Genomic DNA, 24,160 nt, shown 5'->3' on the forward strand with positions numbered 1-24,160 from the left:
TCAGGCAGCCTCAGCGCCCGCATCGGGCAGGCCAAGCGCCACTCGACCAACCCCGAATGCCGCTCTGCGGGCGTATTGTCAGTTGGCGGATGGCCCCGGGAAACCCGCGCGACGCGCGAGAGCTAGGATCTCGGGAGCGAGATAGGCCCGATCGCCCAGCTTCTTGATCACATAACGGTCGCGCGATTCTTCGCTCAGCAGCATGAAATGATTGATCATCTCGGCGAAGGTGCCCTTGCGCAGCGTGCTGCCTGCCACAATTTTCCCGCCGCTCTCCGCCTTGAGACATAAAGCCGCCCGGTCGTCCCAATCGATTTCGCCGTGGTTTTCGGGGTAGCCGTTGAACGTGCTGGGATGGTCGGTCATCGCGTGTTCCTCCATCTGGGGAAACGCAGGAAAGTCGCGATGGGTCCAGCCTATTCGAGACGCCCTTCATGGAGGCGCACAACGCGATCCATCTTCTGCGCCAGGCGTTCGTTGTGCGTCGCCACCAGCGCCGCACTGCCTTCGCCTCGCACCAGTTCGAGGAACTGCGCCAGCACCCGATCCGATGTGTGCTCGTCGAGATTGCCGGTGGGCTCATCGGCCAACACCAGGGCAGGACGATTGGCCAGCGCGCGTGCGACCGCCACGCGTTGCTGTTCGCCGCCCGACAACTGGCTGGGGCGGTGATCCATGCGGTGTTCGAGCCCCAGCGCGGCAAGCAGCTGCTCCGCGCGCCTATCGCATTCTTCGCGCGGTTTGCCCGCCACCATCTGCGGCATGACGACGTTTTCGCGCGCGTTGAAATCGGGGAGCAAGTGGTGGAACTGATAGACGAAACCGAGATTTTCGCGCCGCAGACGCGCGCGCTCGTCCCGCTCCATGCGCGAAGCTTCCTCGCCGCCGATGGCGATCGATCCGGTGAACCCGCCCTCGAGCAGTCCGACCGCCTGCAACATGGTCGATTTGCCTGAGCCGGACGGCCCCAGCAGCGCCACGATCTCTCCGGGCATGATATCGAGATCGATACCGCGCAACACCTCGATGACGGTGTCACCTTGCTGGAACGAGCGCTTGAGCCCGCGCAGGGAAACCACAGGCTTATTCATAGCGCAGCACCTGCACTGGATCGGTGCTTGCCGCCTTCATCGCGGGGTAGAGTGTCGCAAGGAAACTCAACACCAAGGCGAGCGCGACAATACCGGCCACCTCGACCGGGTCGGTGCGCGAGGGCAGGGTCGACAGGAAACGGATCGAGGGATCCCACAGGTTCTGCCCCGTGACGATCTCGATCCCGCGAACGATCTGCTGACGGAAGGCGAGGACGATGAAGCCCAGGATCAGGCCGGCCACGGTCCCGATCGCGCCAACCGTGAAACCGGTCGTGACGAAGATCTTGAGCAGGCTCCTTCGCGTCGCCCCCATGGTGCGCATGATCGCGATGTCGCGGGTCTTCGCACGAACCAGCATGACCAGGCTCGAAAGAATGTTGAATGCGGCCACCACCACCATGAAACTCAAGGCGAAGAACATTGCCACGCGTTCGACCTGAAGCGCCTCGAACAAGGTCGCGTTGATCGTCTTCCAGTCGGCCACTACGGCCCTACCGGCGACCTTTTCCTGCACCGGAGCCAGGATCTCCCCGACCTCGTCCGGATCTTCGACCTTGACCTCGATCATGCCGATGGCATCGCCGGTAAGGAGCAAGGTCTGCGCATCCTGCATCGGCATCACGACAAACGCCTTGTCGTAATCATAGACGCCGATCTCGAAGATCGCGGCGACCTGATATCCGATCTGCCGCGGCACGGTACCGAACGGGCTGGATCGGCCCTGCGGATTGATAATGGTGATCGTGTCCCCGACCCGGGCACCGATATTCTGCGCCAGGCGCGAACCGATCGCGACATTGCCCGAATCCGGCACCAGCGCCTTCATGTCACCGAGCACGACCTTTTCACCGAGCGCAGCGAGATCTTCATCGGTGTTGCCACGCACCAGGATCGCTTCAACCCGCCCGTTGAAGGTGGTGAGCAGGGGTTGTTCGATCAGCGGCGAGGCATCGACCACGCCGGGCGTGTCGCGCACTTCCTCGAGCACCTGCTCCCAGTTCTGGAGCCTCCCGCCGTAGGCCTGCACGATCGCATGGCCATTGAGCCCGACGATCTTGTCGAGCAGTTCGGCGCGAAAACCGTTCATGACGCTCATCACGACGACGAGCATGGCGACCGACAACATCACGACGCCGACGCTGATGCCGGCGACCAGCGCGATGAAGGCCTCGCCCCTCCCCGGCAGGAGGTAGCGTTTCGCGATCATCCATTCGAAAGGTGACAGGATCAAAACAGGGTGCTTCTTGCGTTATCCAGGTGAACCGGGGCTGTAGGGGCGGCGCCCATGGCGCGCAATCGCAAATGCGGGATGATCCCCGGCATGATTTTCCGTGAATGCTCCCCACCACGGCCCTTGTAATCCTGCCGTAACATCGCCATTGAGCGCCCCGAGCCCACGGCGAAGCGCAACGGACATTCCCGGCGATGAATTGCACGCACCCCTTCCTTGACCTGGACGGCGACAAGCTGCGCGAGGAATGCGGCGTATTCGGCGTTATCAACGCATCCGATGCTTCGGCCGCGACGGCGCTCGGCCTTCATGCACTTCAGCATCGCGGGCAGGAAGCTGCGGGCATCACCAGCTTCGATGGCACTGAATTCTACTCGCGGCGTGGCCTCGGCCATGTTGCGGAGAATTTCTCGAGCTCCGAAGCGATCGGTGAACTGCCGGGCTTCATGGCGGCCGGCCACGTCCGCTATTCCACCACTGGCGGGGCGGGCCTGCGCAATGTGCAACCGCTCTATGCGGATCTGGCAAGCGGCGGTTTTGCCGTCGCGCACAATGGCAATATCTCGAACGCCCAGAGCCTGCGCAGCGACCTCGTGCGGCGCGGCGCGATCTTCCAGTCGACCTCCGACACCGAAGTCATCATCCACCTCGTCGCGACGAGCCGCTATCCGACCATGATCGACCGCCTGGTCGACGCCCTGCGCCTGGTCGAGGGTGCCTATTCGCTGATCGTGATGACGCCCGAAGGTATGATTGCCTGCCGCGATCCGCTTGGTATTCGCCCCCTCGTGATGGGCCGCATGGGCGATGCGATCGCCTTCGCCAGCGAGACGGTGGCCTTCGACGTGGTCGGAGCGGAATTTACCCGCGAGGTGGAACCGGGCGAGCTGATCCGCGTAACCTTCGACGGAGAAATCGAATCCCTCCACCCGTTCGGCAAGCACCAGTCCCGCCCCTGCATCTTTGAACACGTATATTTCAGCCGGCCCGATTCATTCTTCGCCGGGCGGTCCGTGTACGAGGCGCGCAAGGCCATTGGCGAGCAGCTCGCGATCGAAAGCCCGGTCGATGCCGATCTCGTGGTTCCGGTGCCAGATAGCGGCGTCCCGGCTGCGATCGGCTTCGCCCAGCAGTCAGGCGTGCCGTTCGAACTCGGCATCATCCGCTCGCACTATGTCGGGCGCACATTCATCCAGCCATCGGACGGCGCTCGCCATTCGGGCGTCAAGCGCAAGCACAATGCGAACCGCGGCCTAGTCGCGGGCAAGCGCATCGTGCTGATCGACGATTCGATCGTGCGCGGAACGACCTCGCTCAAGATCGTTGAGATGATGCGTGAAGCCGGGGCAAGCGAGGTGCATTTCCGCGTCGCCAGCCCACCAACGGCGCATAGCTGCTTCTACGGCGTCGATACGCCCGAACGCGCGAAGCTGCTGGCGGCGCGCATGGACGTCGAGCCGATGCGCGACTTCATCAAGGCCGACAGCCTCGCATTCGTGTCGATCGACGGGCTCTATCGCGCCGTCGGCGCGGAGCCACGCAAGAAGGCTTGCCCGCAATTCTGCGATGCCTGTTTCACCGGCGAATATCCGACCTCGCTGACCGACCATAGTACGGTCGAGAGCCAGGCCGCCCAGCTCACCTTTGCCGATCACAAAGCAGCCTGATGACCGACGCGAAACCACTCGAAGGGCTCCTTGCGCTCGTCACCGGTGCAAGCAAGGGTATCGGCGCCGCCACCGCGCGCGCGCTCGGTGCTGCCGGTGCGCATGTCGTGCTGACCGCGCGCGACGTGAAGGGCCTGGAAGAGATCGAGGACGCGATTCACGGCGCGGGTGGAACGTCCACCATCGCTCCGCTTGACCTGACAGAACCCGACTCGGTCGCACGCCTGGCCGCCGCGGTTGGTGGACGTTGGGACAAGCTCGATTACTTAATCATTTCTGCAGCCTACCTGCCACAGCTCACACCGGTTACGCAGATCGACCCGAAGCAGTTGAGCCAGGCCATGACGGTCAACGTTCTCGCGACCCAGGCCTTGCTCGCCGGTTTCGACCCGATGCTAAAACGCGCCGAGGCTGCGCGCATCATCGGCCTGACCAGCAGCGTTGGCACCACACCGCGCGCCTATTGGTCGGCCTATGGTTCGACCAAGGCGGCATTCGAGAACATTCTCGATAGCTATGCGCAGGAAGTCGAGAAGCTGAGCCCGATCCGGGTGGCCGTGCTCGATCCGGGTGCGACTCGCACGGCAATGCGTGCCAAGGCCTATCCAGGCGAGGATCCGGCCACCGTCAAATCGCCTGACGTCGTGGCAGAACGCATCGTTGCCCTCGTGCAGCAAGATTTCCCTACAGGGCACCGCGAACGGGTTGAAAATCAATAGGTAAACGCTGCGGTAACCATTATCCGTGACCGCCCGGTAAGCGTCCCTGATCAATCTGTCCAAACCATCGCTGCAAAGACGCACTTTCGCACGCGCGCGTCGGCGAGATTAGGTTTTGGTTTCATGAGGGTTCAGGCCATGCACAGCATCGAAGATCGCTACCAGATCGCCGCCCAGGAAGATCGCTGCGCTCCGCGCACCAAGCTGACCATCCCTGCATCGCTGCGCGCATCGGGTGGCCGAGCGTTCCAGAGCGTCGTGCACGACCTCTCGATTTCCGGCTTCTCCGCCGCCTCGATCAATCGCATGCACGAAGGCCAGGTCTGCTGGCTCACCCTCCCCGGCCTGGAGTCGCTCCAGGCGCAGGTCGTGTGGTGGGACAATTGCATCGTCGGCTGCGCCTTCAGCGAGCTCCTCAGCCCGATCGTGCACGACAACATCATCCAGCGTTACAGCAATACTGGCATGTATCGCCCGATCTGACGCAGTCAGCCAGCTGGGCTGACGTCAATCCGCTGCTGCGATCTTCTCAATCAGGTTCCGCCACAAGGCACGATTGTCGTTGTTCGATGCAGTCGGCCAGTTGCTGACGATCGCCACCACCATATTGCGGGACGGCACGATCGTGATCGCCTGGCCGAATATTCCCTGAGCGCCCCAGTTTCCGCCGGGATAGGTCCACCACTGGTAGCCGTAGCCAAAGCCGCTATCGCCGAAATCCACAAGTGAATCTCCGGCATCGACAAACCAGCCTTCAGGCACGACGTCACCGCCGCCTTCCAGAGCGAATTGCCCCATGCGGGCGTAATCCGCCAGCCGGATCGACAGGCAGCAGCCGCCAATGCTGCCCCCGCGCGGATCGGTCATCCAGAACATGTCGCCCTCGAACCCTGCGGCATCGGCGATCTTGCTCTTGGCGTATTTGGCGAGCGGAAGGCCGACCGCATTCTCGACGACAATCCCGATCAGGTTCGTCTCGACCGTCTTGTAGAGCCACTTTTCGCCAGCAGGCGCTTCCCGCTTGAGCGTCTTCATCTGCGCGAAAATGGCATCGGCACCATAGGCGTTGATGTATTCCTGCATCTTGGCAACGTCGCTGTCGGGATCGGCATAGTCCTCGTTCCACGCGACGCCTGACGTCATCGTGGCAATTTGCCGCACGGTGACGCCATCGTAGGCCGAACCGGTCAATTGCGGGACATACTTGGTCACCGGATCATCGAGGCTGGTGATGAAGCCGTCTCTCACTGCCGCGCCCAGCAGCGTCGAGGTAAAGCTCTTCGCGACCGAGAAGCTGGTCCAGCGATCCTGCGGCCCCAGCCCCAGGCCATACTGCTCGAACCGCTTCTTCCCGTCCTGGAGCACCATCACGCCCGAAGCGTTGGTGCTGGCCATGAGCGCCTTGATCTCGCTCGCCAGCGCAGCATCCAGCGGTTCGCCTTGCGGCAATGCCCGCGGTGCAGGCGATGCAGGCACCTCATGCCCCGCGAACCAGTTTTCCATCTCGCGGAAGCGTGCGCTGCGCTGCTCGTCGGTCCAGAACAACACCTGGAGCTCCGACGGATCGCGCTCGGGCGGGGTCACCATCTCGACCGAAGCCGAAACGGGCACCGAAGCGACCTCGGCATCGGTGTAGCTCGTCATCGAGCAACCGGACAGCGCCAGCGCCCCGGCCAGCAACGCAAATTTCAACCGCATGCTATTCTCCCTTTACCAGCGTGACCTGGTGGACATCGATCGACCCGCCGCGAAATCCGCCTTCGCAATAGTCGAGGTAGTATCGCCACAAGCCGATAAACCGCTCATCGAATCCCTCTGGCAGCTTGTTGTCCCGCACCGCCGCATCGAAATTCTGGCGCCAGCGCTTGAGCGTCTCGGCGTAATCGAGCCCGAAATCGGACTGGTCACGCCAAGCAAGCCCCCGTTCCTCGGCCAACCGCTTGAACTCGCTGGTGCGGATCAGCAGCCCGCCGGGAAAGATGTAGGCCTGGATGAAGTCCGCGCTCTTCGCATAGGCGTCAAACAGGTCATCCTGCATCGAGATATACTGAATCGCGGCCCGTCCGCCGGGTTTGAGGTTGCGCGCGACGCAATCCATGAAAGTCGGCCAGTATTCGCGCCCCAGCGCCTCGACCATTTCGACGCTGACGATGGCGTCGAACTGGCCAAATGTATCGCGATAGTCCTGCTTTCTGAAGTCGATTGAACTGTCGTGATGCTCGCGCGCCCAGGCCAGTTGTTCGTCGGAAAGGCTGATCGCGGTGACCTGCGAACCGCGCGCGGCCAGGTCTGCGGCAAGCGAACCCCATCCGCAGCCGATTTCGAGCACGCTCGCGGCATTCCCGATGCGATCCGCCAGCGCTTGCCACTTGGCCTGCTGCGCCATTGCCAGGTCGGTGGTTCCATCGAAGCGGGCCGAGGAATAGGTCATGCTTGGATCGAGCCACAATCGGTAGAAATCATTGCCCAGATCGTAGTGCGCCTGGATATTGCGCTCCGATCCCGTCTTGCTGTTGCGATTGAACAGGTGGACGAAACGCGCCGCCCAGCGGAATGGCCCGCTCGCGCGGCCGATGTTGCCGAGCGAAACCGCATTGTCGGCAAAGATAGCGAAGACTTGCACCAGGTCCGGGCTTTCCCATTCGCCGGCTTCCCAGGCCTGGTACCAGCCGATTGAGCCATTGGTCGTCAGCCGCAGCAACCCGCGCCAATCGTGTAGGAGGACCTCGGCCTCGAAACCCGACGCGCGCCCGCCTAGCAGGCGCGTGGTGCCATCGGGCAGGCGCCCGAGGATCGAACCGCGCTCCAGCCCGGCATCGATCAGGTCGAGGATCTTCTGGAAGCCCGGTGATACCAGCCTCGCAAGGAGCCCCGGCGAAGCCGCAAAACGGTCGCCGCCATCGAGCAATCGCCCGCCTCGATTGATCCCCTGCGCAGTCATATTTCTCATATGGCCGCGCCTTGGAGTATCATCAACCCGCTAGCCCTTGGCTTTCCGGTATGCTTCGAGCGCCCGCTCGCGCGCCTCGCGATGGCCGATGATCTTGACGGGATAATCGCCGCGCTTCTCGTCAGGCGGATCGTGGATTTCGTCGTCTGACAAATCGGCCAGTTCGGGCACATACTCGCGGATGTAGCCCGCGGCATCGAACTTTTCCGACTGGCTGAGCGGCGCCATGATCCGGCTGAACATGTTCGAATCGACGCCCGTGCCGCTGATCCACTGCCAATTGACGCCATTGTTGCCGTAGTCGGCATCGACGAGGCAGTCCCAGAACCATTGTTCACCGTGGCGCCAGTCGATCAGCAGGTGCTTCACCAGGAAGCTCGCCGCGATCATGCGCACGCGGTTATGCATCCACCCGGTCTGCCACAGCTGCCGCATCCCTGCATCGACGATCGGATAGCCGGTCTGTCCGTGCTGCCACGCCTTGAGATCTTCTTCGATCAGGTGGCCAGCATTGGGGTTCCGCCACAAGGTGCGCTCGTCATAATCGCGATAGCTCTCCGTGGGATAGGCGGGGAACTGGCAGATGACGCTTTGCGCATAGTCGCGCCAGATCAGCTCCTTTTCGAAGGTCTTCCAGCCCTGGCTGCGCTTGTCCTTCAGGCGATGCCAGATCTGGACCGGGCTGATCTCGCCCCAGTGGAGATGCGGTGACAGGCGCGAGGTGATGTCGCTCGACGGCAGGTTGCGCCCATCGTCATAGTCGCCCACTTCCTCTGCCCACCAGTCGAGCCGTTCGTGCGCAGCGCTTTCGCCGACTTCCCAGAAATCGGCGATACCCGTTGCCCAGTCGGGTTTGGTCGGAAGGAGGTTCCACTCGGCCAGGTCATCGCTCTCGGGCCATCTGCCGGGCGAAGACAGTGTTTCGGGCTCGGGCAGGGCGTCGCGCGGGGGAAACTGTTCGAGTACCGCCTTCGAGAATGGCGTGTAGATCTTGTAGGGATCGCCCGATCCCGTCGTCACTGCTCCGGGCGGAAGCAGGTAGTTGCCGTCGTAAAGCTGGAGATCGAGCTGCTCCGCAAGCTTGCCTTGCGCCTTGCGCCACCATGGCTCGTAGTGGCGGTTGGCGTGAACTGTGTCTGCCCCCACCTCCTTGGCCACCTTCGCCAGTTCTTCGACTGCATCGCCGCGCCGCAAGATGATCCGGGCATTACGCGACCCGAAACTCTTCAAGAGGCTTTCGAGCGAATGATGCAGCCACCAGCGTGAGGCGCCGCCATAGGCATGGGAGCCCGCCGCTTCATCGTCGAGCACATAGACCGCGACGACCGGGCCTTGGCTGGCGGCATGATAGAGCGCGGGATTGTCGGCCATGCGCAGATCGCGCCGCAGCCAGACGATTTGGGGAGATGCCATGCGAGACTAGCGTCTCAATCGGCGGGAAGTTCCTCGCACTTCACATCAGGCAGCGCGACGGCGAAACGATCCCGCGCACGTGGATCGTAGAAGCGCGCATCGCGGAGGATCACCGATCCGTCCTCGGCGCGCTCGGCGAACGGTGCGCGAGACCAGAAGAGGAAGGCGTCTACCTGCGAATTGCCATCTCCAAGTGCGAGTATTGGTGCAAGCCGACAATCGCCCACGGTCTCACCCTCAATGAGCCATTGATCCCTGCGATACGGTTCAATGACTTCGCGTTTCCATGAACTTATTGGCATTGGACTCGCGATGGCTGGCTGTCCGGATGCCATCGAAGCAACCACCCAAGTAATCACCCAGTTCATCCCGATATACGCTAGCGCCACTGCAATCGCCAACTGGGCCGGCCGCTTCCACTCGCCGCCCCGCTTCTCACGCCGCAGCGAAAACCATGTCGCAAAGCCCAGCAGCGCCCACAGCCACACGTCGATGATGAACAGCGTGTCGCCGTAGAACCATTGCGACGAAAACGGCTCCAGCAGGCGGATGCCATAGACGTTGAGCCAGTCGAGCGCGGGATGCGTCAGGCAGCCGATGAAGCTCAACAGGTAGAGCCATTTGAAGCTGACCGGCAGCCGCCCCTCGGGTCGCGTGCCGCGCCTCGCCTGCCAGCGGTCGAATCCCCACAGGATACCGGTCAGCACCAGCGGCAGAAGCACCATTGCAGGCGGGCCGTGGGTAATCCCGCGGCGGAAACCGAGGTGCTCCACTCCTTCGAGCCAGAACAGGCACGCTGCATCGACATCGGGCAGGTTTGCGCCGATGATCAGCGCGGGCATCGCCAGCCCGGTCTTCTTCTTGAGCCCCGCCTGCCCCAGCAGCGCGCCGACGAGCGAGTGGGTCAGATTGTCCATCTGGTCAGGCTAGGCCGTCAAACCGGATCCTGTGCGGTCCCGCTGACGGTCCAGGTCTGGCCCGATGCCAGCAGCTTGGCGAGGTTCGCCTGCTTGCCTGCGGTCGCCTTCTCGCGCTCGGCTGCAACCCCGGCTTCGTAGGAGGGGCGCGGGTCGTCATAGAGCACGCCCAGCGCCATCGGGAACGGACCGAACGGCAGTTCGACCAGCATGTGTGCGATCGAGCGGTTGGTGACGTCGTGCACGAGCACGCCGGCCGCTTCCCAATCGTCACCCTCGACCTCGACCACGGTCAGGTGGAGGTTGTCGCGATCGAGCGCGATCCCCTTCAGCCCGCCGGTCTTCTCGCTGCCGAACAGCATCGGCTGGCCATCCTCCAGCCACAGCTGGCGATCCTCCGCACCCTTGGGCGCGGCGAAATCGTTGAACACGTCCTTGTTGTAGACGATGCAGTTCTGGAAAATCTCGATGAAGGCGGCGCCCTGGTGGGCATGCGCAGCCTTGAGCACATCGGGCAGGTTCTTCGACACGTCGAAGCCGCGCCCGACGAAGCGCGCGCCCGCACCCAGCGCGAAGGCGGCGGGATTGGCGGGCCGGTCGACCGAACCCAGCGGCGTCGATGGCGAGGTCGTCCCCTCGCGACTGGTGGGCGAATATTGCCCCTTGGTGAGGCCGTAGATCTCGTTGTTGAACAGCATGATCTGCATGTTCACGTTACGCCGCAGCACATGCATTAAATGGTTGCCGCCGATCGACAGCCCGTCGCCGTCACCGGTCACCAGCCAGATATCGAGATCGGGATTGGCGAGCTTCACCCCCGTCGCAAAGGCAGGCGCGCGGCCGTGGATCGTGTGGAAGCCGTAGGTTTCCATGTAATAGGGAAAGCGGCTTGAGCAGCCGATCCCGCTGATGAAGCAGGTGTTGGCCGGGTTCGCACCAAGCTGCGGCAGCGTGCGCTGCACGGCCTTCAGGATCGCATAGTCCCCGCAACCCGGGCACCAGCGCACCTCCTGGTCGGTTTCCCAGTCCTTGAGCGTCGTTTCGATCTTCACAGGTGCGTTCATGACAACGCCTCCTCGATGGCAGCCTCTAGCTCGGCAATGTAGAACGGCAGGCCGTTGGTCTTGTTGAAGGGTTGCGCATCGACCAGGAACTGGTCGCGCAAAACGGTCTTGAACTGGCCGGTATTCATCTCGGGCACCAGCACCTTGTCATAACTCTTGAGCAGCTCGCCGAGATTGCCCGGCAGCGGCCAGATGTGGCGCACATGGATGTGGCTGACATCGTGGCCCTTGGCGCGGGCGCGGTTCACCGCCTGATGGATCGGACCGAAGGTCGAGCCCCAGCCGACCACCGCCAGCTTGCCGCCCGGTGCGCCGAGGCACACCTCCTGGTCCGGCACTGCCACGCCCAGCACCTTGCTGACGCGTGCATCGGTCATGCGCTGGTGGTTCTCCGGCGAGTAATCGATATTGCCGGTCAGCTCGTGCTTCTCGATGCCACCGATGCGATGCATCAGCTCGGGCGTGCCGGGCTTGATCCACGGGCGCGCGCCCTTGTTGTCGCGCTTGTACGGCAACAGCGTATCGTCCGGCCCGTTCTTCTCGGCCAGGAACTTGGCCGGGAACGGGGTGTAGCTCGCCGGATCGGGCACCTTCCACGGCTCGGCCGCATTGGCGATATAGCCGTCGGTAAGCAGCATGACCGGCGTCATGTATTCGACCGCGATGCGGCAGGCCTCGATCGCACAGTCGAACGCATCGGCAGGGCTGCTTGCAGCGATCACCGGCATCGGTGCGTCGCCGTTACGGCCATAAACCGCCTGGTAGAGGTCGCTCTGCTCGGTCTTGGTCGGGAGGCCCGTCGACGGGCCTCCGCGCTGCGAATTGACGATCACCAGTGGCAGCTCGGTCATGATCGCGAGGCCCATCGCCTCACCCTTCAAGGCAATGCCGGGCCCCGACGAAGATGTGACGCCAAGGCTGCCGGCGTAGCTCGCGCCAATGGCCGAGCAGATCGCGGCAATCTCGTCTTCGGCCTGGAAAGTGGTGACGCCATATTCCTTGAGCCGCGCGAGATGGTGCAGGATCGCGCTGGCAGGGGTGATCGGATAGCCGCCGAAGAACATCGGCAGTTCGGCCAATTGGGCGCCCGCGACGAGACCGAGCGAAACTGCCTCTGCCCCGGTAATCGTGCGATAGAGCCCCGGTGCGCTCTCTACCGGAGGCAGGCTCGGCTGCTTGATCGGCGTCGAAAGCTCGGCCGTCTCGCCATAGGCGTGCCCAGCATTGAGCGCCGCGATATTGGCATCGGCAATGTCGGGCTTCTTGCGGAATTTGGCCTTGAGCCATTCCTGGATCGGCTCGCGCGGACGGTCGAACATCCACAGCGCGAGGCCCAGCGTCCACATGTTCTTCGAACGCAGCGCGTCCTTGTTGCCGAGACCGAAGGGCTTGACCGCTTCGATCGTAAGCTCGCTGATGTTGAAAGCGAGAACATCGTACTTCGCGAGACTACCATCCTCGAGCGGATTGGTCTCGTACTTCGCCTTGTCGAGATTGCGCTTGGTGAACTCGCCGGTGTCGGCGATGATCAGACCGCCGGGCTTGAGCGCGGGCAGGTTCACCTTGAGCGCGGCGGGGTTCATCGCCACCAGCACGTCCGGCGCGTCACCAGCCGTGTTGATCTCGCGGCTACCGAAGTTGATCTGGAAAGCGGAGACGCCGAACAGCGTGCCTTGCGGTGCGCGGATCTCGGCCGGGAAGTCGGGGAAGGTGGCAAGGTCATTGCCCGCCAGGGCAGTCGAGAGCGTGAATTGCCCGCCCGTCAGCTGCATCCCGTCGCCGCTGTCGCCCGCAAAGCGAACCACCACGGCATCGGGTTGATGGGGGGACGCCGGTTCCGGCGCGCTGTCGACGGCCTGGGTTGCCATTCGCTATCCTTTTCACGCACCTGCTTAACCGGTGCTGATCCTTAGTGAAGCGCGCACCTATGTACTGCCGCCCACTCCCGCAATGAAGTTTTTCTCCTACAGATACAAAAAGTCGAGTGGAAATGGTGCATTTCGGTCCCTAACCTGTGCACAAGAACAGTTGGAGATCAGCCTAAATGGCTAGCGAAACTCACTATGTCCGCCCGGACGTACAGGCACTCCTGTCAATGCTTGAGGCCGCCGGGCGCCCTGCCCTCGCCGACATGACATTGGCAGAAGCGCGGCAGGGCTACCTCGCCCTCCATGCCATGGCGGACGCACCGGCAAGGGAGCTAGCCGTGATCCGCGATCTTGCCTGTCCCGGCCCTGCCGGCGATATCCCCGTTCGGCTTTACGACAAGCGCGACAGCCGCGAACCATCGCCGGTCATCATGTTTTTCCATGGGGGCGGTTTCGTCATCGGCGACCTCGAATCCCATCACAGTCTTTGCACTGAGATTGCGCACCAGATGGATTTGCCCCTGGTCGCGGTCGATTATCGCCGCGCGCCGGAACACAAGTTTCCCGCAGCGATCGAGGATTGCGAGGCGGCGGCCCGCTGGGTGGCCACATCGCCCGACGCCCTCGGCCGGACGGCAACGGGCCTGGTGACCATCGGCGATAGCGCCGGGGGCAATGCTGCGATCGTCGTTGCACAGCTGCTCGGCGCGAATCCGGCAGAGGTGACGGTGGTGCTGCAAGTGCCGATCTTTCCGCTAGCCAGCGACGCCCTTGGTTCGAAAAGCCTCGAAAAATTTGCCGAGGGCTTCATCCTGACCAAGGTGGCGGTCGAGTTTTTCGACGCCTGCTACGCCCCGGACCGCTCCGATCCGCGTGCGATGCCTATCCTTGGAAATCATGCAGATACGCCGCCGACGGTGCTGGTCACGGCCAGCCTCGACCCCATTCGCGACTCCGGGCGCGACTATGGTGCCGCATTGGCACAGGCCGGAATCGACCATGTATTCCTCGAAATGAGGGGGGTTACGCACAGCTTCACAAACCTGCGCAAGGCCGTGCCGGGGGCGCAACAAGACCTCGAGCGCGTGCTCGGCGCAATGAAGCTGATGCTGGAGCGTGCCGCATGAATGAGCTTGGTTACCGGGCCTGCGCCGGATTTATGCTCGCCAATCGGGTCGGCCGGGTGTTCGTCGCCCAGCGCATCGATTCGAAGAATCTCGGTGCCTGGCAAATGCCGCAAGGCGGCATCGACCCCGGCGAAAACCACGAAGAGGCCGCACTGCGCGAACTCGAGGAAGAAATCGGGATCGGCGCGCATCTGGTCGATGTGATCGGACGCATGCCCTACCCCCTGCGCTACGATCTGCCCGAAGAACTGATCGGCAAGCTATGGGGCGGGAACTACCGTGGGCAGGAGCAGCACTGGTTTCTCGGCCGCTTCAAAGGCGAGGATGACGACATCAACCTGGAAGCGCACGATCCGCCCGAATTTTTCGAATGGAAATGGGTCGTTCCGGAGGAACTGCCGGACCTGATCGTGCCGTTCAAGCGCGACGTCTATCGGGCGCTGGTCAAGGAATTCGCCGCGCTCATCTGACGCGGATCAGATCGCGAAAGCGACAGATGGGCGATCGTCGATCTTGCGCGCCGCGATATAGGATGGAAGCGCCTCGACCCGCTCGAACCACGCTATCGCATTTGGAAAATCGCGTTCGTTGAGCTGGCCGCGGTCACGCAGCGACTCCATGGGATAGCTCATCGTGATATCGGCGGCGGTCACCTGGTTGCCACCAAACCATGGCGCCTCCTCCAGATCCTGCTCAAGCTTGGCGAGAAGCGCGGCAGTCCGTGGGCCGGTAAAGCTTTCGCGCGCCTTGCCAAATACCGCGCCCAAGAGCTTGCTGATCGGCCAGGGGCTGCGAGATTCCAGAACCCGCATGATCATCTCGATGCCGCCGACCGCCATGAGCGAGCCTTGCGATGCGTGAAACCAGAACAAGTGCCGGGCACGGTCCGTTTCGCCGACCTTCGGGCGCAGCGGGCTGTCCGGGTATTGGTCGAGGATATAGTCGATGATCGCATTGCTCTCGGCCAGCACCAATTCGCCGTCGGTAATCACAGGCGCGGTGCCGAGCGGAGACAGCGCCTTGTATTCGGCTGGGGCGAGCGCGGTCTCGGGATCGCGATTGTAGAGCTTGAGCTCATACTCCGCGCCCAATTCCTCAAGCAGCCAGAGAATTCTGAAACTCTGCGAAAATTCGAGGTGGTGGAGCGTGATCAATTTTGGCTTGAGACTTCGCTACCAACCGTCTCGACCGCCATCCGGGGCTGCGCACCACGCGCGATCGAGCTTTGCAGCGCCCGCGTTTCCGGACAGGTTGCGCCGCACAGGCTTTGCAGCTGGGCCAGGTTGCGCTTGGCCTTTTCCAGCGCTCCCTTCTCGACCAGCGCGGCGCCTTCGCCCGAGATTGCAGCAAGATTGCCCGGATCCCGCACCAGCGTTTCCCGGTAATAGCGGATCGCCTTGCCCTGCAGGCCTTCTACCCGGGCCACTTCCGCCAACTCGTTGAAAATAGGCGTGTAGGAGGGATCGACCGCCAGTGCCGCTTCGAAAGCGTCAATTGCATCCTGCGGCTTGTCCGCCGCAAGCGCGGCGCGACCTTCGGCGATCAGCATGGCGGCGCGCGGATCGGGCTCACCCGCGCCCGCATTCCCGACGCTCGCATTGACGGCGAAGAGTAAAGACAAAGCAGCGGCAGCAGGCGCGAAACGCATGAACAACTCCTTGAAGGCAGCCATCCGGGAAGATGAAGGCTCAGCCATAATGCCTATGCCTAACAGGGAGAACCTAGCATGGCGACAAAAAACCCGTCCGTGCCGTCGTGAGACGGTGTGAGGCGCGTGCCTTGCCCGTGTGACCGCCCGATCGGAATGGCGGCAGGAAGGGCTGTCCAACCCGGATTATGCAAGAGAAAGGCGTCAATCCGGTCCTTGCCCTCTTCGTCGAGCAGCGAGCAGGTTACGAAGCAGATCCGGCCACCTGGTTTTACAATTCTGGCTGCGATGCCGAGCAGATGATCCTGCGTAGCGGCGAACCGCTTGAGCCGGTCGGGGGTCAGGCGCCATTTTGCCTCCGGCTTGCGTCGCCAAGTGCCCGTGCCGGAACAGGGAGCATCGACGAGCACGAGGTCGGCGGTACCCGCGTGGAGACCCAGGCCCTCGATCTCCTTGCCCGGGTTGAGCAGAAGCGGCTCGATCATGCCTGCTCCGGCGCGCTCGGCACGCGGGGAAAGCCGCGACAAGCGGTTGCGGTCGATGTCGCACGCCAAGAGGGTGCCGCGATTCTCCATCTGCGCCGCAAGCCCCAGCGTCTTGCCTCCCGCACCGGCGCAAAGGTCGATCACGGTTTCCCCGGGCGATGCGCCAGCAGCCAGACAGACAAGTTGGCTGCCGTGATCCTGCACCTCTATCAACCCGTCCCGATACGCCTCCCATTGTTCGACCTGCGTACCGCTTGGGAAGCGCAGTGCCTGCGGGGCTGTGAGCGCTTCGCCCTGCTCCGGCAATTCGAGGCTCGCGCGATCGGCCTTGAGCGTGTTGACGCGGACATCGAGGGGGGCGCGGCCCAACATGGCCTCGCGTTCTTCGGCATCGATCCCGGCAGCCTCGAGCCGGTCGACAAGCCATGCCGGTGCGATACCCGGCGCAGCCATGGCTTCCCCGCTATCCAGCGCCGCCGGACCATGGTTCGAACCATCGAACAGTTGCAGGATCGCCTCGTCTTTTGCCGCGAGTGCGCCCATGGCAGCCCGACCGCTGGCGGGGACCTCTCCACATAACCGGATCGCGCGATACACAAGCTCGCGCACCGCGCGGCGGTCTTTCGACCCAGCGTAGCGGCGCGTCTTGAAGTAGGCGGCGACCAACCGGTCGGCCGGCGCGCCCTCGGTCCGGGCAGCCTCGATCACCGCATCGAGAATCTCGATGGCGGCTTGGACGCGGGCTGCGGGGGTCACTTTGCCTGCTCGGCGGGCTGCTTCTTCCTCGCTGAGTCTCGCTCGGAGAACAGCGATTCATATTCTTCTGGCGCGGGTACTCTCTGGCAGAAAGCCCGAAAGTAGGTCGCATTTTCATGCTCTGCGACAACGCGAGTCCGGATAAGATCCTGGCCTGCTGTCAAACATTCCTGCTCGGTTTCATAGAGAACCGGATGACGGCTCAACTGGATGTCGGTCGCGTCATCCTCGGAAATTCCAAGAATGAACAACATGAATGGTACGATCAGTTCCATGGATCAGCGCGTCGGATAATTCGGCGCCTCGCGCGTGATCGCGACGTCGTGGACGTGGCTTTCCGAGAGCCCGGCATTGGTGATGCGGACAAACTGGGCGCGCTTCTGCAGGTCTTCGATCGTTGCCGAGCCGGTGTAGCCCATGGCCGCCTTGATCCCGCCGACGAGCTGGTGGACGACGTCGGCTGCGGGGCCCTTGAACGGCACCTGACCCTCGATCCCTTCGGGCACGAGCTTCATCGCCGAAACGTCCTGCTGGAAGTAGCGGTCGGCGCTGCCGCGCGCCATCGCACCGACGCTACCCATCCCGCGATAGGCCTTATAGCTGCGACCCTGGTAAAGGAAGGTCTCGCCCGGGCTTTCCGCCGTACCGGCCAACATCGATCCGACCATGATGGTCGAAGCACCCGCGGCGAGCGCCTTGGCCGCATCGCCCGAAGTGCGCAGGCCTCCATCGGCAATCACCGGTACGCCCGACTTCGCCGCTTCGGCCGCGCTTTCCATGATCGCGGTCAGCTGCGGCACGCCCACCCCGGCAACCACGCGCGTGGTGCAGATCGATCCGGGACCGATACCGACCTTTACTGCGTCAGCGCCCGCGTCGATCAGCGCGCGGGTCGCCTCGGCGGTCGCGACATTGCCGGCGACGATCTGGACCGAGTTGGACAGCTGCTTGGCACGTTCGACCGCGCGGGCAACATCCTTGTTATGGCCGTGCGCGGTGTCGATGATCACCACGTCGCATTCGGCGTCGATCAGCGCTTCGGTGCGAGCGAAGCCCTTGTCACCCACGGTGGTGGCAGCGGCGACCCGCAAGCGCCCCGACACATCCTTGGTCGCATCGGGATAAGTAACCGCCTTCTCGATATCCTTGACGGTGATCAGGCCGACGCAATGGCCGTCATCGTCGACTACCAGCAATTTCTCGATCCGCCGCTGGTGGAGCAAGCGGCGCGCATCTTCCTGCCCAGTGCCGAGCGGCACGGTCGCGAGATTGTCGGTCGTCATCAGCTCGCGTACCGGCTGCATCGGGTTTTCGGCAAAGCGAACGTCGCGATTGGTGAGGATGCCGACCAGCTTTCCCCCGCGATCGGTCACCGGAATGCCGCTGATGCGGTTTTGCGTCATCATCGCCTGTGCCTCGCCCAGCGTGGCGTCTGGGCCAATGGTGATCGGATTGACCACCATGCCGCTTTCGAAGCGCTTCACCGCACGGACCGCCGCGACCTGCTCCTCGATGTCGAGATTGCGATGGAGAACGCCGATCCCGCCCAGCTGCGCCATGACGATCGCCATGTCGGCCTCGGTCACGGTATCCATTGCCGCCGACAGCACCGGAATATTCAGCGCGATCTCGCGAGTCAGCCTCGTCGAGGTATTCGCCATCGACGGAAGGACGTCGCTCTCGGCTGGACGGAGCAATACATCGTCGAAGGTGAGGCCGAGGGGAATGTCGGTCATGTGCACGAGGTGCCTTTCGCGGAAACAGGGTGCGGGAAGAATCGTGCGCCGCCCCTTAACCGGAAGCGCGGCCCTCGGCTAGCCCATAGCCGCGATTAACCGCCGAGACGGTAAGTTGCCTCGTTACCGAAGTATCTGAGCAACTCGACATGCAGGAAGATATCCTCGGTCGCGCCGCCCAGTTCGAGGTCGGGCCGCCATTCGTCGCTCGGCTTGTGATAGCGCGTGGCCATGAAGTCGTCGAACCGCTTCTTGTCGCCCATCCAGCTGGACACCACGACGGTGGGAACGTCACGGGACAGAAAGATCCATCCATCCTGACGCTGGACGAATTGTTCGTTATCGACGTCCAGTTCGACCTTGCGACCCAGCGCCGCGGCTACTTCCCGGATCCCGGCGTCGAGAGGCGTCAGCCCGCCCCCAACCACGGAAATCGTCGATCCGCGCGGCGCGATGGCCATGGAATCCATGTTGAATGCGGCAACCACCGACAGCAGCGGTGCAGGCGGATCATCTGCCAGCACTTGCGCGCCAAGCAGCCCCATCTCCTCGGATGTGAGCCCGATGACGTAGAGATCCCTGTCGAGCGGGCCCGCTACCGCCACCCTGCGTGCCGTCTCCAGCATCATGCCAACGCCGCTGGCATTGTCGATCGCACCATTGCACAGCGGGTCGATCGGATCGTCGGGACGACAGATGCCCAGATGGTCCCAGTGCGACATCAGCATGACGACGCCGCTTCCCCTGACCTTGCCCGGCAATACCCCAACGATGTTGGCAGTCTCGCGGTTCTCCCCCTGCAAGTCGGCAACCAGGCCGGCCTTTTCGTCGACGAGGTAAGGTCCCTTGTAGAGTTGCGTCAGTTGCGTCATTTCATCGAGGGACTTGCCAATGGTCTCGGTGAATTCGCGGGTTTTCTCGGGCGATACCAGCAGTATTCCCTGCCGGGAGGACTCGCCGCCAACCAGGTCGAACCGCCCTTTGCCCATCCGTTCCTTCGATTCTGCGAAGGATTCCTCGTCTTCGAACAGCGCGACTATCACCGCGGGTTCGGCATCGCGCAATTCGTTGGTAAAATCCTGATACGCCAGGGGCCTGACCAGCGCTATCTGTCCGCTCAGCGACCCTTCCTCGAGCCCTTCGGCCGAACCGACGAAAACCGCACCGCGATCCTCCAGCCTGACGCGCGGCGCAGAGTATTTCAGCAGCAGCCCTTCACCGGAGAGGGAGAACCGCGCCTTGGGCCCCTGCATGCTGAGAACGGCCGGCCCGGGGCTGTAGCGGACCAGGCCGAAATTCTGCCGCCACCCGCCGCCGGGCGCCGCCGGCTGGAAGCCATAGGACCCCAATTCGTCGATGAGGTATTGCTCGGTAAGCCGCCCACCCGGCGTGCCTGGCTCCCGGCCGCCATATTCTTCGCTGGCGAGAATCTGCACATGCTCGCTAAGCGCGGCGCGGGAGGTCTCGAACTCACTCCGGGACCAAGGCGAAGATGCGCAGGCAGACAGGGCCAGCGCCAAGAGCGCCACCAGGCCACTGCGTAAAACAGTTCTGCCCCCCATCTCGATCACTGCGCCCGCGTCTCTTCCTGGTCTTACTCGGCAGTCCAGCCGCCATCGATGCTCCAATTGGCACCGGTCACATTGCCCGCCTCGTCCCGGCACAGGAACACTGCCAGTGCGCCGATTTCATGCGGCTGAACGAATTTCTTGGTCGGCTGCTTGGCGAGCAGGACATCGTTGATCACCTCGTCGCGGCTCAGGCCGCGCGCTTTCATCGTATCGGGGATCTGACCTTCGATCAGCGGCGTCCAGACATATCCCGGGCTGATGCAATTGGCCGTCACGCCCGTTTGCGCCAGTTCGAGCGCGATGGTCTTGGTGAACCCGTCGACGCCATGCTTGCTGGCGTTGTAGGCGCTCTTGAAGGGCGAGGCGGTCTTCGAATGCGCGCTCGCCGTATTGATGATCCGGCCCCAGCCCTTGGCCTTCATCGCCGGTACCGCGAGCCGTGTGGTGTGGAATGTCGCCGTCAGGTTCAGCCCGATGATCATTTCCCACTTGTCGAGCGGAAACTCGTCGACCGGCGCAACATGCTGCATTCCGGCATTGTTGACGAGAATATCGATCGGTCCCGCCTCAGCCATCATGGCCTCGATTTCTGCCACGTCGAGCAGGTTCGCTCCCGAATGTGTTGCCCCCAGTTCCTCGCACAGGGATGCAATCTCCCCTTCGTCGCCAAACCCGTTCAGGACCACCTCGGCACCCTCCGCGCGCAATGCCCGTGCGATCGCCAGGCCGATGCCTGAAGTCGATCCCGTAACCAGTGCGCGCTTGCCTTCGAGGAACATTCGGAACTCCTGCCTGTTTCAACCTTGAGAGGAACCGCTTTCGCTTCCACCACCGCGCGTGTCCAGCGTAAAGCGAAAGAGGGTACAACACGATGGGGGAGCACGAATGCGTCTGAATCCGTTCAATACCGACAACATCAGGGTCCGCTCAGGCGGAGGTGGCGGCTTTCCCGGTGGCCGCGGCGGAGGAATCGGCTGCGGCACCATCGTGATCGCGCTCGTCGCCTACTTCGTTTTCGGTCTCGACCCGATGCAGACGATCGGAACGGTCGAAAGCGCACAGCAGCAGTCACCCTCGCAGCAGACCAGCAGCATGAGCGAGGAAGAGGTCTGTCGCAGCGGTCCTTACGCGACCGAAGCCTGCAATGCGCTGCAATCGCTCAACCAGACCTGGGCTCCCGAATTCGAGCGGGCCAATATCCCCTTCCGCGATCCCGAACTGACCCTCTATTCGGGTCGGGTCTCGACCCGTGGCTGTGGCAATGCAAGCTCGGCTGCCGGGCCGTTCTACTGCCCCGGCGATCAAGGCATCTACATCGACACCAGCTTCTACGACCAGCTTGCGCGCATGTCCGGCGGTGGCGGCGACTTCGCCCGCTATTACGTCATGGCGCACGAATACGGCCACCATATCCAGAACCTGACCGGCCTTGCCGCACAGGTGCGCAGCGCGCAGCAGCAAAACCCACAGCGCGCGAACGATCTGCAAGTACGGATGGAATTGCAGGCGGACTGCTATGCCGGTGTCTGGGCCGGCAAGAACCGCAATTTGATCGAACCGGGCGACATGGAAGAAGGCCTGAGAGCGGCCAGCGCCATCGGCGACGACACGCTGCAGCGCAATGCGGGCGGCCGGGTAAATCCAGAAAGTTTCACACATGGTACGAGTGCGCAGCGCAGGGACGCGCTGCGCGCCGGTATGGAGAGTGCAGATGATGCCGTTTGCGACCGCTATTTCGACATGCGCTAGGACAGCGATTGCCGCTTGTCTTCTGGTGACGAGCGCAGCTGCCTATGCCCAGGAAGAAGAAGAGATCGTGCGCGACCGGGAGCCCGACATGGGTGACGTCGCCACAACGCCGCTGACCGACCTCAACCTGTCCAAGGACGAAATCCCGCAGGTCCTGCTCACTTCGGTGGAAAATCCCTATGCCACCGTCGCTTCCGGCGAATGCGGAGCGATCGGCGCAGCGATCGCCGAGCTCGATCAGGTGCTTGGACCCGATTACGACCTGCAGGACGTCGAGAACGATCGCATCAGCGAAGGTCGGATCGCGCAGAAGATCGTCGGTTCCTTCATCCCCTTCCGCAGTATTCTGCGCGAGATAACCGGCGCCGCCGACCACAAGCGCCAGTTCGAAGAAGCGATCATGGCGGGGATGGTTCGCCGCGGCTATCTCAAGGGACTGGGCGAGGCCAGCGGTTGCCCCTACCCCTCGCGTCCGGCCTTCACGCAAATCGCCTTCAACGAGGATGCCGAAGCGATTGAGGTCGACAAGCTGACAACAAAGCCCGGGCCGAGGGAAGAACCCTCGTCCCAGGCCTATGCATCGATCCCTGTCGTACAGAAGACCGACTAGTTGGCGCCGTCAGGCGGCGAGTTCCTCTTCGGAATTCCTGCCGACCCCCGACCAGTCGATATTCCGCGTTGCGTACATCACTCCCGCAAGGGCGAGGAACAGCAGCACCGAACCGATCATGAGCGACCATGCTTCGAGGTTGAGCAGGACGTAGAGCAAGGCGTAGAGGCCGACCAGCAGCCCGCCGATGACCTGCGCTCGTTTCCAACTGCCCAACACAGCCGCACTGTAACTCGTGAGCAGGCCGATGATAGCCGTACTCGCAAGTGCGTAGGCCGCAGTAAATCCGATCATTTCGGCAAAGGCCAGCAGGAGCACGAAGAACAGCACCAGGCCCGCGCCTGTCAGCAGGTACTCCGCGGCGGCCACCGAAGCTCCGGCCACGATGTCGAACATAAGGAAGGCGAGGAAGGTGAAGCCGATGAACAGGAAGCCGTACTTCACTGCGCGATCGACCCGGCTGTAGAGGTCGACCGGCTCGACCAGGCGGATCGTTGCCACCTTGCTGGTGCCCTGCGTCCGGCCGCGATCGTCGACCATCGCGGGCGCTGCATATGCCATCTCGACCGTCTCATCGACGAAGGGTGGCCCAGGCTCTCCGGTGGCGACAGCCGCTTCGCCCAGGGCAAGGTTGGAAATCGACCACCGCGCCTCGAAACCCTTGTCATTGATTGTCCTGTCCTCGTCTCCGGGCAGGAAGCTGCCGGTGAAGCTCGGATGCGGCCATGACGAACTTGCGGTCCACACGGTTTCCTTGCCGCGCGGGACGAGGCTAAACGACCGGCTGCCACGCAGCGAATATGACCAGGACAGATCGACCGTCTGGCCCTCGCTCCAATCGAACCCGGCGTGGACGCCCGATCCGCCGCTCGCGGCCGTGCCGCGCCCCGGCTCGAGGTCCAGCTTCCGCCCATCGACGACCAGGCTGGCATCGGTGGCCAGCCCGCGCGGATCAGAAATCCCGAGGCGTACCTCGCTTTCGTCGAGCAGCAACTGATCGCGGGTAACGCCGAGGTCGGAGAGATCTTCCGGCAGGACGAACGTGGCCGTCCCGCTCACGCCGACATCGTAGATCACCGACTTGTAGATGGCGCGCTCTTTCACGTCGGGATCGATCGCGGTGTCGACCGCCTGCCGCTCGGGCGACAGGAACAGTTCCTCGCGCGTTCGCACGGTCCGCGTCACGCTCTGACCGTTCACATTTTCCGTCGTCACCCTTTCGGCGCGATAAGGAATGACGAGCAGCGGCCCAGTGATGATCTGCGGGCCGGCCCAGCCTGCCGCGATCGAATCCTGCGCGACCCGCGCCTGGTGCTGGCGGTCGCTCACCAGCGCGTAGACAAACAGCAGCGGCACCAGCAAAGCCGCGCCTACCAGTGCGGCGAAAAGTAGTTTTATTCCGGGGGATCTCTCGCGCTTCATCACGCACTCTCCATCGTGTTACCTGCGATGAAACGTTCTGTGTGAGCGGCGAACTGAATGGCTTCTGAATTTCATGTCATCGTTCACACGCAAGAAAATGACGGGTAATCCGGAGATTACCCGCCATCGGGGA

Annotated in this window: 24 protein-coding genes; 7 read left to right on the forward strand and 17 right to left on the reverse strand. The window is 63.0% G+C overall.

Annotated elements, in window-relative coordinates:
• Window positions 1–78: 78 nt before the first annotated feature.
• From P7228_RS14675 to P7228_RS14685, 3 genes are read right to left on the reverse strand one after another with little or no spacing between them, the layout of a single operon-like run.
• A complete protein-coding gene (locus P7228_RS14675; RefSeq protein WP_278015974.1) occupies window positions 79–366 on the reverse strand; it encodes a P-loop NTPase family protein in 288 nt (95 codons plus the stop codon).
• 50 nt (window positions 367–416) lie between these two features.
• Window positions 417–1,091 carry an ABC transporter ATP-binding protein gene (locus P7228_RS14680; RefSeq protein WP_278015975.1) on the reverse strand — a complete coding sequence of 225 codons (675 nt, stop codon included), beginning with the start codon at window positions 1,089–1,091 and terminating at the stop codon, window positions 417–419.
• Window positions 1,084–2,325 (reverse strand): lipoprotein-releasing ABC transporter permease subunit, encoded by a 1,242-nt coding sequence (locus P7228_RS14685; protein WP_278015976.1) that lies wholly within the window; start codon window positions 2,323–2,325, stop codon window positions 1,084–1,086. Before P7228_RS14685 ends, P7228_RS14680 begins: the two co-directional genes overlap by 8 nt.
• A 194-nt stretch (window positions 2,326–2,519) precedes the next feature.
• On the opposite strand from P7228_RS14685, the gene purF reads away from it, so the two are divergent.
• The 3 genes from purF (at window position 2,520) to P7228_RS14700 (ending at window position 5,194) form a co-directional block, all read left to right on the forward strand.
• A complete protein-coding gene (gene purF, locus P7228_RS14690; protein ID WP_278015977.1) occupies window positions 2,520–3,992 on the forward strand; it encodes an amidophosphoribosyltransferase in 1,473 nt (490 codons plus the stop codon).
• Window positions 3,992–4,711 carry an SDR family NAD(P)-dependent oxidoreductase gene (locus P7228_RS14695; protein ID WP_278015978.1) on the forward strand — a complete coding sequence of 240 codons (720 nt, stop codon included), beginning with the start codon at window positions 3,992–3,994 and terminating at the stop codon, window positions 4,709–4,711. The genes purF and P7228_RS14695 overlap by 1 nt, the downstream gene beginning before the upstream one ends.
• A gap of 138 nt (window positions 4,712–4,849) precedes the next feature.
• A complete protein-coding gene (locus P7228_RS14700; protein WP_278015979.1) occupies window positions 4,850–5,194 on the forward strand; it encodes a PilZ domain-containing protein in 345 nt (114 codons plus the stop codon).
• A 24-nt stretch (window positions 5,195–5,218) separates the two neighbouring features.
• Here the strand turns inward: P7228_RS14700 and P7228_RS14705 are convergent, their stop codons facing one another.
• From P7228_RS14705 to P7228_RS14730, 6 genes are read right to left on the reverse strand one after another with little or no spacing between them, the layout of a single operon-like run.
• Window positions 5,219–6,409, reverse strand: coding sequence for a serine hydrolase domain-containing protein (locus P7228_RS14705; RefSeq protein WP_278015980.1), 1,191 nt, complete (start codon window positions 6,407–6,409; stop codon window positions 5,219–5,221).
• Window position 6,410: 1 nt separating this feature from the next.
• On the reverse strand, window positions 6,411–7,652 hold the full coding sequence (locus P7228_RS14710) for an SAM-dependent methyltransferase (RefSeq protein WP_278017785.1): 1,242 nt from the start codon (window positions 7,650–7,652) through the stop codon (window positions 6,411–6,413).
• Between the two features lie 39 nt (window positions 7,653–7,691).
• The gene (locus P7228_RS14715; protein WP_278015981.1) at window positions 7,692–9,074 is read right to left on the reverse strand and encodes a cryptochrome/photolyase family protein; all 1,383 of its coding nucleotides are present in this window, start codon (window positions 9,072–9,074) and stop codon (window positions 7,692–7,694) included.
• A 14-nt stretch (window positions 9,075–9,088) separates the two neighbouring features.
• Complete coding sequence (locus tag P7228_RS14720; protein WP_278015982.1) at window positions 9,089–9,991, reverse strand: metal-dependent hydrolase; 903 nt, start codon at window positions 9,989–9,991, stop codon at window positions 9,089–9,091.
• 17 nt (window positions 9,992–10,008) lie between these two features.
• Entirely contained in the window at window positions 10,009–11,055 is a 1,047-nt protein-coding gene (locus tag P7228_RS14725; protein ID WP_278015983.1) for a 2-oxoacid:ferredoxin oxidoreductase subunit beta, read from the reverse strand.
• On the reverse strand, window positions 11,052–12,923 hold the full coding sequence (locus P7228_RS14730; RefSeq protein ID WP_278015984.1) for a 2-oxoacid:acceptor oxidoreductase subunit alpha: 1,872 nt from the start codon (window positions 12,921–12,923) through the stop codon (window positions 11,052–11,054). Before P7228_RS14730 ends, P7228_RS14725 begins: the two co-directional genes overlap by 4 nt.
• Window positions 12,924–13,099: 176 nt before the next feature.
• Here P7228_RS14730 and P7228_RS14735 point away from each other — a divergent pair, with 176 nt between their 5' ends.
• Together P7228_RS14735 and P7228_RS14740 are read left to right on the forward strand one after the other, a co-directional pair.
• A complete protein-coding gene (locus P7228_RS14735) occupies window positions 13,100–14,050 on the forward strand; it encodes an alpha/beta hydrolase (RefSeq protein ID WP_278015985.1) in 951 nt (316 codons plus the stop codon).
• Window positions 14,047–14,520 (forward strand): RNA pyrophosphohydrolase, encoded by a 474-nt coding sequence (locus P7228_RS14740; RefSeq protein WP_278015986.1) that lies wholly within the window; start codon window positions 14,047–14,049, stop codon window positions 14,518–14,520. The genes P7228_RS14735 and P7228_RS14740 overlap by 4 nt, the downstream gene beginning before the upstream one ends.
• A gap of 6 nt (window positions 14,521–14,526) precedes the next feature.
• Here P7228_RS14740 and P7228_RS14745 read toward each other — a convergent pair whose 3' ends face one another.
• The 7 genes from P7228_RS14745 to P7228_RS14775 all read right to left on the reverse strand — a co-directional run bounded on the left by P7228_RS14745 (window position 14,527) and on the right by P7228_RS14775 (window position 21,025).
• Window positions 14,527–15,204 (reverse strand): glutathione S-transferase family protein, encoded by a 678-nt coding sequence (locus tag P7228_RS14745; protein ID WP_278015987.1) that lies wholly within the window; start codon window positions 15,202–15,204, stop codon window positions 14,527–14,529.
• Window positions 15,201–15,698, reverse strand: a complete 498-nt coding sequence (locus tag P7228_RS14750) for a tetratricopeptide repeat protein (RefSeq protein ID WP_278015988.1) — start codon at window positions 15,696–15,698, stop codon at window positions 15,201–15,203. Before P7228_RS14750 ends, P7228_RS14745 begins: the two co-directional genes overlap by 4 nt.
• 59 nt (window positions 15,699–15,757) lie before the next feature.
• Window positions 15,758–16,939 (reverse strand): RsmB/NOP family class I SAM-dependent RNA methyltransferase, encoded by a 1,182-nt coding sequence (locus P7228_RS14755; protein ID WP_278015989.1) that lies wholly within the window; start codon window positions 16,937–16,939, stop codon window positions 15,758–15,760.
• Window positions 16,936–17,214: a hypothetical protein gene (locus tag P7228_RS14760; protein WP_278015990.1), complete on the reverse strand. Its 279-nt coding sequence runs from the start codon at window positions 17,212–17,214 to the stop codon at window positions 16,936–16,938. The genes P7228_RS14755 and P7228_RS14760 overlap by 4 nt, the downstream gene beginning before the upstream one ends.
• 3 nt (window positions 17,215–17,217) lie before the next feature.
• Window positions 17,218–18,675, reverse strand: coding sequence for an IMP dehydrogenase (gene guaB, locus P7228_RS14765; RefSeq protein WP_278015991.1), 1,458 nt, complete (start codon window positions 18,673–18,675; stop codon window positions 17,218–17,220).
• A gap of 95 nt (window positions 18,676–18,770) precedes the next feature.
• Window positions 18,771–20,111: a M28 family peptidase gene (locus P7228_RS14770; RefSeq protein WP_278015992.1), complete on the reverse strand. Its 1,341-nt coding sequence runs from the start codon at window positions 20,109–20,111 to the stop codon at window positions 18,771–18,773.
• A gap of 158 nt (window positions 20,112–20,269) precedes the next feature.
• Window positions 20,270–21,025, reverse strand: coding sequence for a 3-hydroxybutyrate dehydrogenase (locus tag P7228_RS14775; RefSeq protein WP_278015993.1), 756 nt, complete (start codon window positions 21,023–21,025; stop codon window positions 20,270–20,272).
• Between the two features lie 106 nt (window positions 21,026–21,131).
• Here P7228_RS14775 and ypfJ point away from each other — a divergent pair, with 106 nt between their 5' ends.
• Both ypfJ and P7228_RS14785 read left to right on the forward strand, forming a co-directional pair.
• Entirely contained in the window at window positions 21,132–21,995 is an 864-nt protein-coding gene (ypfJ, locus tag P7228_RS14780) for a KPN_02809 family neutral zinc metallopeptidase (RefSeq protein ID WP_278015994.1), read from the forward strand.
• 25 nt (window positions 21,996–22,020) lie between these two features.
• Window positions 22,021–22,605: a hypothetical protein gene (locus P7228_RS14785; protein WP_278015995.1), complete on the forward strand. Its 585-nt coding sequence runs from the start codon at window positions 22,021–22,023 to the stop codon at window positions 22,603–22,605.
• Between the two features lie 9 nt (window positions 22,606–22,614).
• On the opposite strand, the gene creD is transcribed toward P7228_RS14785, so the two are convergent.
• Window positions 22,615–24,027, reverse strand: coding sequence for a cell envelope integrity protein CreD (creD, locus tag P7228_RS14790; protein WP_278015996.1), 1,413 nt, complete (start codon window positions 24,025–24,027; stop codon window positions 22,615–22,617).
• Window positions 24,028–24,160 lie beyond the last annotated feature (133 nt).

The organism is Altererythrobacter sp. CAU 1644 (genome assembly GCF_029623755.1).
GTDB classification, from domain to species: domain Bacteria; phylum Pseudomonadota; class Alphaproteobacteria; order Sphingomonadales; family Sphingomonadaceae; genus Erythrobacter; species Erythrobacter arenosus.